The organism is Mycolicibacterium hodleri (assembly GCF_025822245.1).
Lineage (GTDB): Bacteria > Actinomycetota > Actinomycetes > Mycobacteriales > Mycobacteriaceae > Mycobacterium > Mycobacterium hodleri.
The window spans coordinates 207,230-221,758 of the sequence record NZ_JACKTL010000073.1 but is presented as its reverse complement, the minus strand read 5'-3'; the positions used below and the strand labels follow the sequence as shown (position 1 = coordinate 221,758).

Sequence of the window (14,529 nt, the reverse complement as noted above, 5' to 3'; positions counted from 1 at the left end):
AAGCATCGTGACGTCAAGAACCAGGACGGGACGCCGAATATTTCCGGCGCTCAGACCTTGCTCGCCGCGAAGGTGGCGGCCTGGTCGGTCATGCCGATCTTCGTGTAGCTGGTGTGCGCGGCCCCGTCGTCGCCGTCGGAACAGATCGGGTCCCCGGGCGCGCACAGTTGAATGGCCTTGCCCGCGTAGAGCGGACCGACGGTCACCGGTGGCTGTCCGATCATGTCCATGAACTTGGTGTCGGGCGTGCCGAGCAGCGCGACGGCCGCCACGTGGTCGGCCACGCTGGCCGGCATGGGCTTGGGCACCTCGTCGGGGTCGACGCCGCCGGGCAGCGCGTTCGCGGTGGTGAAACCGATCACCGCAGCGCCCTGGGAGTAGCCGCCGAGCACCATCTTGGTGTCGGGGCACGTCGTGGCCATGCTCTCGACGTGATTGGCGGCGTCGCGGATGCCGTCCACGGCGGTCGGGAAGTTGGTGCTCGCCGGATAGACGACGGCGTACACGCCGACCGACTTGGCGCCGACCTTGGCACGGACGGCGTCGACGAAGTCCTGTCCGATGCCTCCGAGGCCCTGCGGTGCGAACGTGCCGCGGGCGAACACCACCTCCACGTCGGGACACGGGGCGGCCGAGGCGGTCGGAGCGTTCGCCGGGGCGACGAGGAGGCTGGTGGCAAGTGCGAAGGCGGCGCCGGTCAGTCCAGCGAAGTGGCGTGCAGTCATGGTTCCAGACTGACACAGGTCGGGGATTGGCCACTGTGACACTGTTGTGCCATGAGCAGTGACTACACCGATGCCGACGACGACCAGCTGACCCAGGAGGACACCCTGGTCGACAGGGGCGTCGACGATCTACTCGACGAGGGCTACTCGCCGCCGGACCGGTGGAAGGAGCCCAGGGACAACGAGACCCTCGACGAACTCCTCTCGGAGGAGGAACCCGATCCGGCCATGCAGCTCGACGACCCCGACGAGCAGGCCGGTGACGACGAGGTGGGCGACCGGCGCGCCGGTCGGTTGGTCGCGCCCGACGAGGGCTTCGGTGCCGACACCGAATCCGACCTGCTGGGTAGCGAGGTCGGCATCGACGGAGGTGCGGCGTCGGCGGAGGAGGCCGCGGTCCACGTCATCGACGAGGACGCTTGACGATTCCCTCAGAACACGATGGTCTGGTTGCCGTAGCGGATGATGCGGTCTTCGCAGTGCCAGAGAACCGCCCGTGACAGAACGGCGCGTTCGACGTCAGCGCCGAGGCGCGTCAGATGAACGGTGTCGTGACGGTGGTCGACCCGGACGACGTCCTGCTCGATGATCGGCCCGCCGTCCAGTTCTGCGGTCACGTAGTGCGCAGTCGCACCGACGAGTTTCACGCCGCGTTCCTTGGCCTGGCGGTACGGCGCCGCGCCGACGAACGACGGCAGGAACGAATGGTGGATGTTGATTAGGGGGCAGCCGACCTCGGCCAGAAACCTCGCGCTGACGATCTGCATGTAGCGGGCCAGGACGACGAGGTCGACGTTGTCGCGCAACGCGTCGAGTTGCCGCCCTTCCGCTTGCGCCCGGTTCTGCTTGGTGGCTGGCACGTGGAGAAACGGCACGCCGAACGAGTGTGCTTGTTCGGCCAGGTCGGGATGGTTGGAGATCACCATCACCACGGACATGTCGAGGTCGCCGCGGCGGTTGCGCCACAGCAGATCCAGGAGACAGTGGTCGTCCTTGGAGGCCATGATCGCCACGCGTTTGGGTGTGGCCGCTTCCGTGAGGGTGAACTCCATGCCGAACCGTGCGGCGACCTGTTCACTGAAGCCGCGTTGTACCGCATCGCGTGCGGCGATCAGCCCCGGGAGGTGAAAGATGGTGCGCTGCATGAAGGTTCCGCCCGAGTGTTCGGTGGAGTGCTGGTCCAGGGAGATGATGTTGGCCCCGGCCTTGGACAAGAAGTCGCTGACGGCCGCTACCAATCCGGGCCGATCGGCGCAGCGCAGGAGCAATCTGCCGACATCCGTGACCGGCGATGCCACCTGGTTGGGTACGGAGTACGCCTCGCTGGCGGCGTCGGTATCAGTCCAAGTCGTCATGTCCCCAGCGCTTCCGTTGCTCGCGTTGACTTTTCGTGCAGGCCCGACATGCATCGAGGGCGCCGGCTGGTAGCCGACGCCCCCGATGTCCGATCAGCGGTGCCCCGCCGACCTATCTGTTACGAGGACGCCCCGTGGGCCCCATTGGCTCCGTTGGTGCCGCCCGCACCGTTGGCGCCGCCGTTTCCGCTGGCTCCGCCAGCTCCGTTGGAGCCGGTAGAACCGGTCGCCCCGGTGGCTCCGGTGCTGCCGGTGCCACCCGCGCTGCCGGCCGTCCCGCTGCCGCCGTTGCCTCCGAAGAGCCCGCCGTGGCCGGCCGTGCCGGTCGTGCCGCCGGTGCCGCCGNTGCCACCGGCAGCGCCGTTGCCACCGTTGCCGCCCGCCGCCCCGGCTCCGCCGGTGCCGCCGTTGCCGCCAGCTTGGCCGGCACCTCCGGCCCCACCGGTGCCACCGGTGCCACCATTGCCTGCCGCACCGCCGGAACCGAAGATTCCTCCGTTGCCACCGTTGCCGCCAGCGCCTGCGGGTCCGCCCGCCGTCCCCGTGCCGCCGACGGTGGTGCCGTTGGCGCCAGCTCCGCCGGCTCCGCCGGCGCTACCCGTGCCGCCGGCCTCTCCGGCCGCACCGACGCCGCCGTTGCCGCCGTTGGCGCCGTTGCCACCTACGCCAACTCCGCTGGTGCTGACCCCTGCGCCGCCGGCGCCGCCGGCGCCACCGTTGGTGGAACCGGTGCCGCCGTTGCCGCCGGGCCCGCCGTTGCCGCCGACGGCGAGACCACCGGTGCCGGTCGTGGACGATGCTCCGCCTGCGCCACCCTCACCGCCGTTGGCTCCGTCGGAACCGTTCGCGCCGGCTGCGCCGCTACCACCGGTCGCGAGGGGCGCCGTGCCCGCGACGGCACCACCTGCACCGCCGGCGCCACCGGGGTTACCGGTGGTGCCGGGCAGACCGTTGCCGCCGGTGACGGTGCCAGTGGCGCCCGCGGCGCCGTTGACGCCCGCCGGACCACCTGGGGCCGGGTTCACGCCGTTGGCACCGTTGGCGCCCACCGTGGTGCCGTCGGCACCGGTGGTGCCGTTGGCCGCCGTTCCCGTGGCGTTCGCACCCGGGGTACCTGGTGTCCCTGCGCCGCCGGCGCCACCGGCGCCACCATTGCTGAATAGGCCTAGTGAGCCGGCGTTGCCGCCGTTCCCGCCGGCCGCCCCGATTCCACCAGTGCCGCCGTTTCCGCCGTTGCTGAAGTGGGCCAGCAGCCCGGCGTTGCCGCCGTTTCCGCCGACTGCCCCGGCCCCGCCGGTACCGCCGGTGCCGCCCGCGCCGAAGAACAGGCCGCCGTTACCGCCGTTGCCACCCGCAAGCCCTGCCGCAGCGGACCCACCGAGGCCGCCGTAGCCAAACAGCAGTCCGGCGTTGCCTCCGTTCGCACCGCTGCCCGCCGGGGCGTTGGTGCCGTTGGCGACGAAGATGTTGACGATGGGAACCAGGCTGACGAGGCTGATGACGTTGTAGAACGGCTGATACGCGACGGGTCCGATGAACGCTGCGGTCAGCGAATTCGGGGTCGGCGCATTCGACGTCAGCGCGAAGGCGCTGGGCCCGATCAATCCCGTACTCGCGATGGAGTTACATCCCGGTGACAGGGCAAGGCACTGTGCGCTGGACGTGGGGGACAGTGGCGCAGATATCACCGGCGCCGCCTGCGCGGTACCGGGACCGAACGCCAACGCCACACCGGCGCCTGCAATGGCGATCCCCGTCGCGAAGGGGTAAGCGGAATTCTTCATTTTCAAGCTCCTCATCAGGCCCCGTGGAGCCGCAGAAATTTTGGTGTTGAACACGTCATCCCCGTGGATGGCGTTTGCGACGAGATTTGCCGCGACGCCGTCCCCTCCCCCCGAGTGTGGCCTCGATCACGTCATGTCAACATACATTTGCTCATGCGTGCATGCAAGTAGACAGTGCGCGTACGCTCATTTTCTTCGCACACGCGAATGTCACATCCGAACGTCGGCGACTAAGCAACGGAAACTGGGGCTCGTGCCACATTCGCTGAACACGCCAGGAGGGTGCGGGAGATGACGTGGTGGCGGTATGTCGTGACGGTGGCCGGGGACGCGACGCAGAAGGACATCGCGAGCGCCACCGGCATCGATCAGTCCAGCATCTCGCGCTGGCACCGCGGGACCAATGCGCCAAGGGCCGAGGCCGTGGTCGCCTTCGCCCGGGCATACGAAAGATCCCCGGTAGAGGCGTTGGTGGCGGCGGGTTATCTGTCCAGCAGCGAGATGGGCGTGCTGACATCGACCACTCTTACCGGCGACCTGAGTGGGGCCTCGATCGAGTCGTTGGTGAGCGAGATCAGGGCTCGGCCGATGTCGGACTGGCGGCAAGCCGACGACCTGTGTCCCGGCCCATTCTGCATTCCGGCGGACGTCCGTCGACGGTTGCCAGCGCCTGAGATACCCGGCCGAATCACCACCTGACTCCGGTGAATCATGGCGGGAAATGCACGCGCGCATGCAGGAGCGTGTCCTCGCCGCTCGACCGCATTCGTAGAAGTGTGAACGGCGTGGGCGGCTGAGATCGGCCCGAAGGCGGGTTTGCCGACAAGGGTTGCTGGCAGCTACGTCTAGCGCGCCGCGAGCGCTCGCTGCCCTTGGCTGAGCCCGGGAAGGCCGCGCCACGGTGGCACCGTGAAGGCGAGACGAAGGCCGAGCACGTGAACGTCGACGTGCCAACCGCGGTTACCTGACATGGGAGCGCTCCGTCCAGCGTTGCAGTAGCACCGAGAGGGTCAGTACGACGAGGCCGCCGACGGCCAGCAGGGCGCCGGCACCCGCGGGTGCGGTGTAGCCGTATCCAGCCGCGATGACCAGGCCGCCGATCCAGGCGCCCGCGGCGTTGGCGATGTTCAGCGCGGAGTGGTTCAGCGCCGCCGCCAGGGTCTGTGCGCCGTGGGCGACGTCCATCAGTCGGGTCTGCAGGGCCGGTCCGATGGCCGAGCCGGAGGCTCCGATGAGGAACAGACCGATCAGCGCCGTCCACGGGTTGTGCACGGCCCAGACGAACAGGGCCAGCACCGCGGCGAGGGAGACGAGCGAGGCGTACAGCGCCTTGACCACCGAGATGTCGGCCATCTTTCCGCCGACCAGATTGCCGACGACCATGCCGATGCCGAACATCATCAGTCCCAGCGGCACGAGGCCGCGGGACAGCCCCGATACGTCGGTCAGGGTGGTGGCCACGTACGTGTAGACGGCGAACATGCCGCCGAAGCCGACCATGCCGAGCAGCAGGGCGAGCCACACCTGCGGCCGACGCAGGGCGCTGAGCTCGGTCAGCGCGCTGGTGACGTGCATCGACTTCAGGTCGGGCAACCAGTGCCAGATGGCGGTCAGGGTGACGAGGCCGATCGCGACGACCAACCCGAAGGCGCTGCGCCAGCCGAAGTGCTGACCGAGGAACGACGCCAGCGGCACGCCGAGCACGGTGGCGACGGTCAGGCCGCTCATCACGTGTGCGACGGCCTTCGCGCGGTTCTTCGGGCCCATCAGGTGGGCCGCGACCAAGGCGGCGATGCCGAAGAAGGCACCGTGTGGGATGCCGGAGACGAATCGCGCGGCCATCAGCGTCTCGTAACTCGGTGCCAGCACGCTGGCCAGGTTGCCGAGGGTGAACAGCGCGATCAGGCCCAGCAGCAGGGCCTTGCGGGGCAGGTGTGCGGTGAGGGAGGCGATGACTGGGGCGCCGACGACGACACCGAGCGCGTATGCCGAGATGACGTGACCGGCGACGGGCTCGGTGATGCCGAGGCTCGAGGCGATGTCCGGCAGCAGGCCCATGGCCACGAACTCGGTGGTTCCGATGGCGAAGGCGCCGATCGCGAGCGCCATGACCGCAAGCCAGCGGACCGATGGCGGCGGTGACACCACGGACAGGGGGACGGAAGGTCGTGCGAGTGATCGTGTCACCGGGCCAACGGTAGCCGCACTTATGCCTTTCATCAAACCGACTTTTGTCTTTTAGAGCACAAAAGTGGCGGAGCTTACGTTTCTCGGGTTGAATCGGGACATGGCCACCGTGGGCGATGTCTTCGCACTGATCCGAGATCGCAGAGACATCACCCGCACGGACATCGGCCAGGTCACCGGGCTCTCGCGTACCGCGGTCGCCTCGCGAATCGCGGCGTTGAGCGAACTCGGCCTGGTCCGCGAGCGGGAACAGGCGCCATCGACGGGTGGCCGGCCGCCCACGCTGCTCTCCTTCGACGCCGACGCAGGCATCGTGCTGTCGGCGGCCATCGGCATCAGCCGGACCCGGCTGGCGGTGTGCAACCTGGCCGGTGAGGTGCTGTCGATCACCGACATCGACCAGGAGGTCGCGCTCGGCCCCGACGATCTGATGCCCGACGTGGTCAAGCGCCTCGACGTGATGCTGCAGGACTACCCGGGCGCCACGGTGTACGGCGTCGGGCTGAGCCTGCCGGGGACGGTGGACCGCATCCGCGGCTGCAGCCGGGACTCACCCATCCTGCGCGGCTGGGACGGCGTCGAACTGCGGCCCTACTTCGCCGAGCTGCCCCGCCTGTCGGAGGCGCCCGTCATCTTGGACAACGACTCCAACGCGATCGCCGTCGTCGAGGGTCGTGACTACGACGACGTCCTCGTCATCAAGGCGTCGAGCGGTCTCGGGGCGGGAATCGTCGCGGGCGGGGTGCTACAGCGCGGCGCCGCGTCGGCGGCCGGCGAGTTGGGCCACACCAAGATCGCTGCCGCAGTTGGCCTTCCGTGCCGATGCGGTGACACCGGCTGCGTCGAGGCCATCGCGGGCGGCTGGGCCTTGGTGCACGCCCTGCAGCAACAGGGCCGCTCGGTACGCAACCTCCGCGACGTCGTCGAGATCGCCCACGGCGGTGACGCCGAGGCGCGCCGGATGATCCGCGACAGCGGACGGTACGTCGGCGAGGTGCTCGCGGCCGCGGTGAACCTGTTGAATCCGGCCGTCGTCGTCGTGTCGGGCGACATGGTGGGTGCCTACGAGATCTTTGTCGCCGGGCTGCGGGAAACGTTGTACGGCAACGCCACTGCGCAGGCGACGCGCACCCTCGAGGTGGTGCCCGCGGCGCACGGCAGCCAGTCCGGCACCGTGGGCGGCGCGGTGATGGTGCTCGACGAGGTGCTCAGTGCCGGCGCAGTCGACGCCCTGGTGGCCGGAGCGCCCCGGGCCTAACCGGCCTTCGCGATGACGTTCTCCGCGAACCACTCCAGGTTGCGGATCTTGTCCTCGAGTGGCTCGGTGTCGGTGCCCATGATGTAGGGGATGCGGAATCCGACGATCACGTCGGTGACCCCCTTGTCCTCGAGCCGCTTCACGCCGTCGAGGGTGAAGCCGTCGATGGAGATGACGTGGATGGCGAACTCGTCGGCCAGCCCGATCCGATCCTCTTCCTCGCGGTACTTCGCCAGCTTGGCCAACAGCGGATCGAGTTCCTCCGGGTCGCCGCCGCCATGCATCCAGCCGTCGTTGCGGGCGGCCCGCCGCAACGCGGCGTCGGCGTGCCCGCCGATCAGGATCGGCACCGGCTTGGTCGGCGCGGGCGTCATCTTGAACGCGGGAAAGTCGTAGAACTCCCCGTGGTACTCGAAGTAGTCGCCCGAGGTGAGGCCGCGGATGACGTCGATGCACTCGTCCATCCGCTTGCCGCGCTTGGCGTACGGCACACCCATGATCTCGTAGTCCTCGGGCCACGGGCTGGTGCCGACGCCCAGGCCGAGCCGGTTGTCGAACATCGCCGCCAACGAGCCGGCCTGCTTGGCCACCAGGGCGGGCGGGCGGATCGGCAGCTTCAGCACGAAGATGTTGAAGTGCAGCTTGGTGGTCACCGCCGAGAGCGCCCCGATGAGGGCGAACGACTCGACGAAGGGCTTGCCGTCCAGGAATTCGCGGTTGCCGTCCTCGGTGTAGGGATACTTCGAGTCCGAGACCTCGGGATAGGCGACGCTGTCCGGAATGGTCATGGCGTGGTACCCGGCCTCGTCGGCCGCCTTGGCCAACGGGATCAGGTACTTGGGATCGGTCATGGCTTCCGCATAGGTGAACCGCATGAACCGAATACTAGAACACGTTCTAGTTGGTGCGGGGCGAGTTCGCCGGAAGCCGTGACGCGCGGGCCTCGCTACTCGAACGGCGGCGTGCCGACCCCGACCACTCCGTAGTTGCCCTGCGGCGTGCGTTCGGTGATGCGGGCCTGCGCGGTGCGGCCGTCCACCGTCAGCGTGGCCTTCGGATGCTTGAGCACGTCGTCCGGAATGTCCCCGAAAATCGCTCCCTGCCAATGATATTGGCCGTCGATGGGCTCGAGGTGTCCCGCGAGGCGGACCCGGACGGTGTGGTCGGTCTCCCCGACGCGAAGGACGGCGGGGCCGTCGAACGGTTCCCGCTCCTGCTCTGTGACCACGTCGTCGACCGGTCGCGCCGACGGCGTGGCCGGGAGGAAGTTGGTGCGGGTCCACAGTCGGCGCGCGATCGGCCCCATCAAGCCGACCTCGGTGAGGAACGCGGCCAGCGGGGCGAACCCGAGCGCCTGGACGGCGTGATGGTGGGGGCTGCTGCGGGCCACGCGCCGGGCCTCCTTGCCGTCGAGGCCGGCCCGCCGGTACTGCGCGGTGTTGGTGAACAGGTGCCGGAAGAACAGTCCGCCGACGCCGTTGAGATTGGCCACCCACATCCGGCTGAGCCAGGGCATCTCGGCGACGCGCTTGCGGGCCCCGTCACGGGCGAACTGGATGTGGCGGGCCTCTTCGGTGACGTGGATCCGCATGATCCGCTGGACCACCGGTTGCAGATCGGGATCGTCCATCATGTTGCGCTGCAGCGAGTCGAAGATCTCCTCGCCGACCAGGGCCGCCACCCAGAGCAGCGCACCCCGGAACGTCAGGGGCAGCGCGTTGATGATCATGCGCTGATAGCGCTTCGGGCGCATCGGCTTGCCGCCGACCTTCTCGATGGCCCGGCCGAACATCACCATGTGACGGGTCTCGTCGCCCATCTCGGTGAGGGCGTAGTGGGTCGCGCGCGCGGTCGGATCGGCGTGCATCAGGTCGCGCAGGAGCGCCTGGTTGAGGATGTTCTCGAACCAGATGCCCGCCGAGAGGGTGTTGACGAACTCCTGACGGGACAGTTCGATCCGTTGTTCGCGAGTCATGGCGTCCCACAACGGTGTTCCGTACAGGGAGACCGACTTCGGCGGGAGGAAGAACTTGTCCGGGTCGAGCGGGGCGTCCCAGTCGACGTCCACGACCGGCTCGTAGTACTTCTTCACCGAGCCGCGGAGCAAACGCTCCGCGAACTCCTCGCGCGTCGGTGCACCACTTGCCTTGACGGAGGCTGTCATCGTTGACGTCCCTTCAGCGAAACCCTGCGCCGATATGCTTGGAACCTAATGACGTGGCGCTCAGGATGTCAATACCCCGGGTACCGGATACTCCTGGTTCTGGAAGGGGCTCGGTGATGCGCCGGATCCACGTGATCGGCATCGGTGCCGGCGATCCCGGCTACGTGACGGCCCAGGCCGTCGACGCGCTCAACGACGTCGACGTCTTCTTCGCCTCGGGCAAGGGCGCGCTGAAGGACGACCTGGTGGCGTTGCGCCGCGAGATCTGCGAGCGCTTCATCCGCGAACCCGGTTATCGCTTCGTCGAACTCCCCGACCCCCAGCGGTCCAAGGAGGCCCCCGACGGTCCGGCCTACCGTCGGGTCGTCGCCGACTGGCATGCCGCGCGCGCCGAACTGTGGGCTCAGGCGCTTCGCGACGAACTGGCCGACGACGGTGTCGGCGCCTTCCTGGCGTGGGGTGACCCGTCGCTCTACGACAGCACGTTGCGCATCCTCGACATGGTGGGCGACCGCGTCGAGTTCACCTACGACGTCATCCCCGGCATCACCGCGATCCAGGCGCTCACGGCTCGGCACCGCATTCCGCTCAACGACGTCGGCGCACCGGTGTTGGTCACCACCGGCCGACGGCTCCGCGAGGAGGGGCTCGACGGCACGGCGGTGGTGATGCTCGACGGCGACCACGCCTTCCTCGACTGCCCGCCGGCGACGCGCATCTGGTGGGGCGCCTACCTGGGCACGCCGTACGAGATCCTGATGGCCGGGACCGTTGCGGACGTCGGCGACCGCATCGCCGCGGTGCGCGCCGAGGCGCGCGAGCGGCACGGCTGGATCATGGACGTGTATCTGTTGCGATCGTGACGGTTGCGGCCGTGGCAGGATCGGCGCGTGCTTCAGTTTGCGATACGCGCCGGGCTCACCGGCGTGGCGCTGTGGGTGGTCACCAAACTCGTCTCCGGCATTGCGTTCGTCGGCGGTGACTCGACGCTGCAGAGGGCCGGCATCATCTTCGTGGTGGCGGTGATCTTCGGTCTCGTCAACGCGATCGTCAAACCGATCGTTCGACTGATCTCGCTCCCGCTGTACATCGTCACCCTCGGGCTGTTCCACATCGTCGTCAACGCCTTGATGCTGTGGATCACCTCCCGAATCACCGAGAACACCACGCACTGGGGCCTCTACATCGACGACTTCTGGTGGACGGCCATCTGGGCGTCCATCGTGCTGTCGGTGGTCAGTTGGCTTCTGTCGCTGGTCATTCCGGGCTGAGATTCGCCACCCGTCACCGGTCAAGATCACGGCGTACGCTCGGCGCGGTGGCTCCCGAGATGAACCGCCGCACCTTCGTCGGTGCCTCCATCACCATCGGCGGTGCCGCTGCGGCCGCGTCGGCGCTCAGCGGCTGCGACGACGACGCCCCACCCGTCGAGCAGCAGACCACCAGCGTGGCGCTGCGGATCAACGGCAAGGACGAGAAGGTCGACGTCGACGTGCGAACGTCGCTGCTCGACATGCTCCGGGAGCGCGTCGGGCTCACCGGCACCAAGAAGGGGTGCGACCAGGGCGCCTGCGGAGCCTGCACCGTGCTGCTCGACGGCAAGCGGGTGAACTCCTGCCTCACGCTCGCGGTCATGCACGACGGGGCCGACGTCCAAACCATCGAGGGCGTGGCCGACAACGGCCGACTCCATCCGCTTCAGCAGGCCTTCGTGGACGCCGACGCGTTCCAGTGCGGCTACTGCACCTCCGGGCAGATCATGTCCGGCCTCGGCTGCATCGACGAAGGGCACACCGGCTCCGACGCGGAGATCCGAGAGTCGATGAGCGGCAACATCTGTCGGTGTGGTGCCTACACGAACATCGTCACCGCCGTCGCGGCCGCCGCCAAGAACGCCTGACGCCGGTGTTTCCCTTCACCTTCACCAAGGCCGCCGACGAGTCCTCGGCACTCGACGCCGGCCGCTCGGGCGCCCGGTACATCGCCGGCGGAACCACCCTCGTCGACCTGATGAGGGTCACCGTCGAGCGTCCAGGGTCGGTGGTGGACATCAACGCGCTGCCCTACCGCAGCGTCGACCTCGACGGGCGCGCCCTGCGGATCGGCTCACTGGTGCGGATGGCCGACCTGGCGGCCGATCAACGGGTGCGCCGTCAGTTCCCGGTGATCTCGGAGGCGTTGGAGCTCAGCGCATCCGCTCAACTGCGCAACATGGCGTCCATCGGCGGCAATCTGATGCAACGCCCGCGGTGCCTCTACTTCCGCGACGTCTCGGCCAACTGCAACCGGCGCACGCCGGGCACCGGATGCGCGGCGACGGCCGGCCTGAACCGTAATCACGCGATCCTCGGCACCAGCGACCAGTGCGTGGCCACCCATCCCTCGGATCTGGCGGTCGCGCTGGTGGCGCTCGACGCGGTGGTCCTGACCCGCGACTCGGGCGGGGACCGGCGGATTCCCGTCGCCGACTTCTTCCGGCAGCCGGGGACCACGCCCGACCAGGAGCACGACCTGCGGCCCGGGGAGCTCATCGTGGCGGTCGAGGTGCCGACGGCTGCCAGCACCGCCCGGTCGGGTTATCTCAAGATTCGCGACCGGCAGTCCTACGAGTTCGCGGTGACCTCCGCGGCGGTGGCGCTCGACGTCTCCGGCGGGACGGTGCGCGACGCGAAGGTCGCCGTCGGGGGCGTCGCCACCGTGCCGTGGCGACTCCCCGCCGTCGAGCGGGCCCTCGTCGGACGACCGGTCTCGCCCGGTCTGTGGCACGACGCGGCAGCCCGCGCCGCCGACGGTGCACAACCGCTGTCGGACAACGGTTTCAAGGTCGAGTTGGTGCGCCGCGTAGTCGAACGTCAGCTCGCGACGGTTGCTGGTCTGCCGTGACGTACCCCCAGCGGATGCCGGAACCCCTTGTTGGAGCGCCCTTGTCGCGGGTGGACGGGCCACTCAAGGTGACGGGAGCGGCGCACTACGCCGCCGACAATCCCGTGCCGGACTTCCTCCACGCCGTCCTGGTCTGCAGCACCGTCGCCTCCGGGGCGGTGCAGGGCGTCGACGCGGGGGAGGCCTCGAAGTCCCCCGGCGTCACGCGCGTCCTCACCGACTTCCGCCCCGTGATACTGCCCTACGACATCCGGCGCGTCGCCTTCTTCGGCCAGCCGGTGGCCGTGGTCGTCGGCGACACCCTCGAAGCCGCGACGCACGGGGCCGCGCTCGTCCGGGTGCGGTACTCGCCGGGCCCGTCGAACACCGACATCGATGCGCCGCAAGCAATTCCGGAACCGGGCGAACGGCAGACCGACTACGCCCGCGGGCAGCCCGAGACCGCCCTGGGGGCCGCCGCCGTCGTCACCGACCGGCAGTACTCCATCGCCCGCAACAACCACAACCCGATGGAACTGCCCGCCACCGTCGCCAAGTGGGACGGGGACCGGTTGACGGTCTGGGACAAGACCCAGTCCATCGTCGGTGCCCAGGAGGCGCACGCCAAGGCGCACGGCGTGCCCGTCGACCACGTGCGGGTGATCTCGCCGTTCGTCGGTGGCGCCTTCGGGAGCGCGGGTCAGACGTGGCCACACCAGCTGCTGGCCTCGTTCGCCGCCCGCCAGCTCGGCAAGCCGGTCAAGCTGGTGCTGACCAGGGCGCAGACGTACGCGGGCATCGGCTACCGCCCCACCAGCCGGCAGCGCCTGGCGATCGGAGCCGACCGGTCCGGGCGCATCGGCGCCATCGTCCACGAGGGTCGAACGGAGACGGCGCGCTACGCCTCCTACGAGGACGGCCTGACCGCCTCGCCGAGGTTCATGTACACCAGCCCCAACATGCGCTCCACCTACCGGGTGGTGCCGATGGACGTGAACCAGCCGACCTACATGCGCGGGCCCGGGGCCACGACCGGAACGTTCGCGTTGGAGTCGGCGATGGACGACCTGGCCCACACCCTCGGCGTCGACCCCGTCGAGCTGCGGATGCGCAACGAGCCCGACCGTGACCAGACCGACGGGCTGCCCTTCTCGACCCGTCGGCTCACCGAATGCCTGCGCCGGGGCGCCGACGAATTCGGTTGGGCGCGGCGCAATCCCGTCCCGCGTGCCGTTCGGGAGGGCTCCCAACTGATCGGCATCGGGATGGCCGCCGCGGGCTACCACACCAGCCGCAGCGAGTCCGACGCGTACGCCCGGATCAACGCCGACGGCACGGCCGACGTGCAGACCGCGACCAGCGACATGGGACCCGGTACGTACACGTCGATGTCGCAGGTGGCCGCCGACGCGCTGGGCCTGCCCGTCGCCCGCGTCCGGTTCGCCCTCGGCGACAGCGTCTATCCGCCCGCGCCGTCGCATTCGGGTTCACGGACCATGGCCAGCGTGGGGTCGGCAGTGTTCACGGTGGCCAACACGTTGCGCGACAAGATCGTCCGCCTGGCGGTCGTGGACCCCGGTTCGCCGCTGAACGGAGCTCGGCCCGAGGACGTCGCGGTCGCCGACGGCCGTATGTTCGTCGTCCGGGAGCCGTCGCGTGGCGAGAGTTATCGCGACCTGCTGGCCCGGCGCGGTTGGCCGAGCGTCGACGGACGCGGCACCTGGACACCCGACACCGCCGATGAACACTTCTCGATGTACGCCTATGGGGCGGTGTTCGCCGAAGTCGCCGTGGACGATGCGCTGGGCGTGGTCCGCATCCGTCGCATCCAGGCTTGCTACGACGCCGGTCGGGTGGTCAACCCGAAGCTGGCGCACAGCCAGGCGATCGGCGGCATGGTCGGCGGCATCGGCATGGCGCTGCTGGAGGCCACCGATCTGGACCACCGCGACGGTCGCGTCGTGAACGCGAACATGTCCGACTACCTGGTGCCGGTCAACGCCGACGTGCCCGCGCTCGACGCCACCTTCCTGACGGCGCAGGACACCATCGCCAACCCCGTCGGAGTGAAGGGTCTCGGCGAGATCGTCATCGTGGGGGTGCCCGCCGCCATCGCCAACGCGGTGTTCAACGCGACCGGCAAGCGGGTCACCGACCTGCCCATCCGGTTGGAGAATCTGCTCTAGCCTGGAAA

The 14,529-nt window shown here is 69.0% G+C and carries 14 protein-coding genes and 1 pseudogene; 8 read left to right on the top strand and 7 right to left on the bottom strand.

Translation table 11 applies throughout. The features are described from left to right. Nucleotides 1–50: 50 nt before the first annotated feature. The gene (locus tag H7J06_RS30885; RefSeq protein ID WP_264043617.1) at nt 51–725 is read right to left on the bottom strand and encodes a cutinase family protein; all 675 of its coding nucleotides are present in this window, start codon (nt 723–725) and stop codon (nt 51–53) included. Between the two features lie 51 nt (nt 726–776). Here H7J06_RS30885 and H7J06_RS30880 point away from each other — a divergent pair, with 51 nt between their 5' ends. Continuing rightward, the gene (locus tag H7J06_RS30880) at nt 777–1,148 is read left to right on the top strand and encodes a DUF5709 domain-containing protein (protein ID WP_264043615.1); all 372 of its coding nucleotides are present in this window, start codon (nt 777–779) and stop codon (nt 1,146–1,148) included. Nucleotides 1,149–1,156: 8 nt separating this feature from the next. Here H7J06_RS30880 and purU read toward each other — a convergent pair whose 3' ends face one another. Continuing rightward, nucleotides 1,157–2,080 carry a formyltetrahydrofolate deformylase gene (purU, locus tag H7J06_RS30875; RefSeq protein ID WP_264043613.1) on the bottom strand — a complete coding sequence of 308 codons (924 nt, stop codon included), beginning with the start codon at nt 2,078–2,080 and terminating at the stop codon, nt 1,157–1,159. Between the two features lie 119 nt (nt 2,081–2,199). Beyond that, nucleotides 2,200–3,864 carry a PGRS repeat-containing protein gene (locus H7J06_RS30870; protein WP_264043611.1) on the bottom strand — a complete coding sequence of 555 codons (1,665 nt, stop codon included), beginning with the start codon at nt 3,862–3,864 and terminating at the stop codon, nt 2,200–2,202. Between the two features lie 276 nt (nt 3,865–4,140). Here H7J06_RS30870 and H7J06_RS30865 point away from each other — a divergent pair. Beyond that, nucleotides 4,141–4,563, top strand: a pseudogene (locus H7J06_RS30865) (helix-turn-helix domain-containing protein); the annotation flags it as partial. 146 nt (nt 4,564–4,709) lie between these two features. Here the strand turns inward: H7J06_RS30865 and H7J06_RS30860 are convergent. Together H7J06_RS30860 and H7J06_RS30855 are read right to left on the bottom strand one after the other, a co-directional pair. Then, nucleotides 4,710–4,835 carry a hypothetical protein gene (locus H7J06_RS30860; RefSeq protein ID WP_264043607.1) on the bottom strand — a complete coding sequence of 42 codons (126 nt, stop codon included), beginning with the start codon at nt 4,833–4,835 and terminating at the stop codon, nt 4,710–4,712. Then, nucleotides 4,825–6,051 (bottom strand): MFS transporter, encoded by a 1,227-nt coding sequence (locus H7J06_RS30855; protein ID WP_264043605.1) that lies wholly within the window; start codon nt 6,049–6,051, stop codon nt 4,825–4,827. The genes H7J06_RS30860 and H7J06_RS30855 overlap by 11 nt, the downstream gene beginning before the upstream one ends. 100 nt (nt 6,052–6,151) lie before the next feature. Here H7J06_RS30855 and H7J06_RS30850 point away from each other — a divergent pair, with 100 nt between their 5' ends. Further along, nucleotides 6,152–7,309, top strand: a complete 1,158-nt coding sequence (locus H7J06_RS30850; RefSeq protein WP_264043603.1) for an ROK family transcriptional regulator — start codon at nt 6,152–6,154, stop codon at nt 7,307–7,309. Here the strand turns inward: H7J06_RS30850 and H7J06_RS30845 are convergent. Continuing rightward, nucleotides 7,306–8,184, bottom strand: coding sequence for an LLM class flavin-dependent oxidoreductase (locus H7J06_RS30845; protein ID WP_264043601.1), 879 nt, complete (start codon nt 8,182–8,184; stop codon nt 7,306–7,308). The two genes, H7J06_RS30850 and H7J06_RS30845, sit on opposite strands and share 4 nt — an antisense overlap. A 71-nt stretch (nt 8,185–8,255) precedes the next feature. Beyond that, nucleotides 8,256–9,473, bottom strand: a complete 1,218-nt coding sequence (locus H7J06_RS30840; RefSeq protein WP_264043599.1) for a diiron oxygenase — start codon at nt 9,471–9,473, stop codon at nt 8,256–8,258. A 116-nt stretch (nt 9,474–9,589) separates the two neighbouring features. On the opposite strand from H7J06_RS30840, the gene cobF reads away from it, so the two are divergent. From cobF to H7J06_RS30815, 5 genes are read left to right on the top strand one after another with little or no spacing between them, the layout of a single operon-like run. Then, nucleotides 9,590–10,336: a precorrin-6A synthase (deacetylating) gene (gene cobF, locus H7J06_RS30835; RefSeq protein ID WP_264043597.1), complete on the top strand. Its 747-nt coding sequence runs from the start codon at nt 9,590–9,592 to the stop codon at nt 10,334–10,336. Between the two features lie 27 nt (nt 10,337–10,363). Beyond that, the gene (locus tag H7J06_RS30830) at nt 10,364–10,744 is read left to right on the top strand and encodes a phage holin family protein (protein WP_264043594.1); all 381 of its coding nucleotides are present in this window, start codon (nt 10,364–10,366) and stop codon (nt 10,742–10,744) included. Between the two features lie 59 nt (nt 10,745–10,803). Next, a complete protein-coding gene (locus H7J06_RS30825) occupies nt 10,804–11,373 on the top strand; it encodes a (2Fe-2S)-binding protein (RefSeq protein WP_264043877.1) in 570 nt (189 codons plus the stop codon). A gap of 5 nt (nt 11,374–11,378) precedes the next feature. Beyond that, entirely contained in the window at nt 11,379–12,356 is a 978-nt protein-coding gene (locus tag H7J06_RS30820) for an FAD binding domain-containing protein (protein WP_264043593.1), read from the top strand. Then, on the top strand, nt 12,353–14,521 hold the full coding sequence (locus H7J06_RS30815; RefSeq protein WP_372515440.1) for a xanthine dehydrogenase family protein molybdopterin-binding subunit: 2,169 nt from the start codon (nt 12,353–12,355) through the stop codon (nt 14,519–14,521). The genes H7J06_RS30820 and H7J06_RS30815 overlap by 4 nt, the downstream gene beginning before the upstream one ends. The last annotated feature ends 8 nt before the right edge of the window (nt 14,522–14,529 follow it).

What these genes read in the sequence shown, in the direction of transcription:
- H7J06_RS30885 (WP_264043617.1), bottom strand. Translation starts at nt 725, where the DNA reads ATGACTGCACGCCACTTCGCTGGACTGACCGGCGCCGCCTTCGCACTT.
- purU (WP_264043613.1), bottom strand. Translation starts at nt 2,080, where the DNA reads ATGACGACTTGGACTGATACCGACGCCGCCAGCGAGGCGTACTCCGTA.
- H7J06_RS30860 (WP_264043607.1), bottom strand. Translation starts at nt 4,835, where the DNA reads ATGTCAGGTAACCGCGGTTGGCACGTCGACGTTCACGTGCTCGGCCTT.
- cobF (WP_264043597.1), top strand. Translation starts at nt 9,590, where the DNA reads ATGCGCCGGATCCACGTGATCGGCATCGGTGCCGGCGATCCCGGCTAC.
- H7J06_RS30825 (WP_264043877.1), top strand. Translation starts at nt 10,804, where the DNA reads ATGAACCGCCGCACCTTCGTCGGTGCCTCCATCACCATCGGCGGTGCC.
- H7J06_RS30840 (WP_264043599.1), bottom strand. Translation starts at nt 9,473, where the DNA reads ATGACAGCCTCCGTCAAGGCAAGTGGTGCACCGACGCGCGAGGAGTTC.
- H7J06_RS30845 (WP_264043601.1), bottom strand. Translation starts at nt 8,184, where the DNA reads ATGCGGTTCACCTATGCGGAAGCCATGACCGATCCCAAGTACCTGATC.
- H7J06_RS30850 (WP_264043603.1), top strand. Translation starts at nt 6,152, where the DNA reads ATGGCCACCGTGGGCGATGTCTTCGCACTGATCCGAGATCGCAGAGAC.
- H7J06_RS30880 (WP_264043615.1), top strand. Translation starts at nt 777, where the DNA reads ATGAGCAGTGACTACACCGATGCCGACGACGACCAGCTGACCCAGGAG.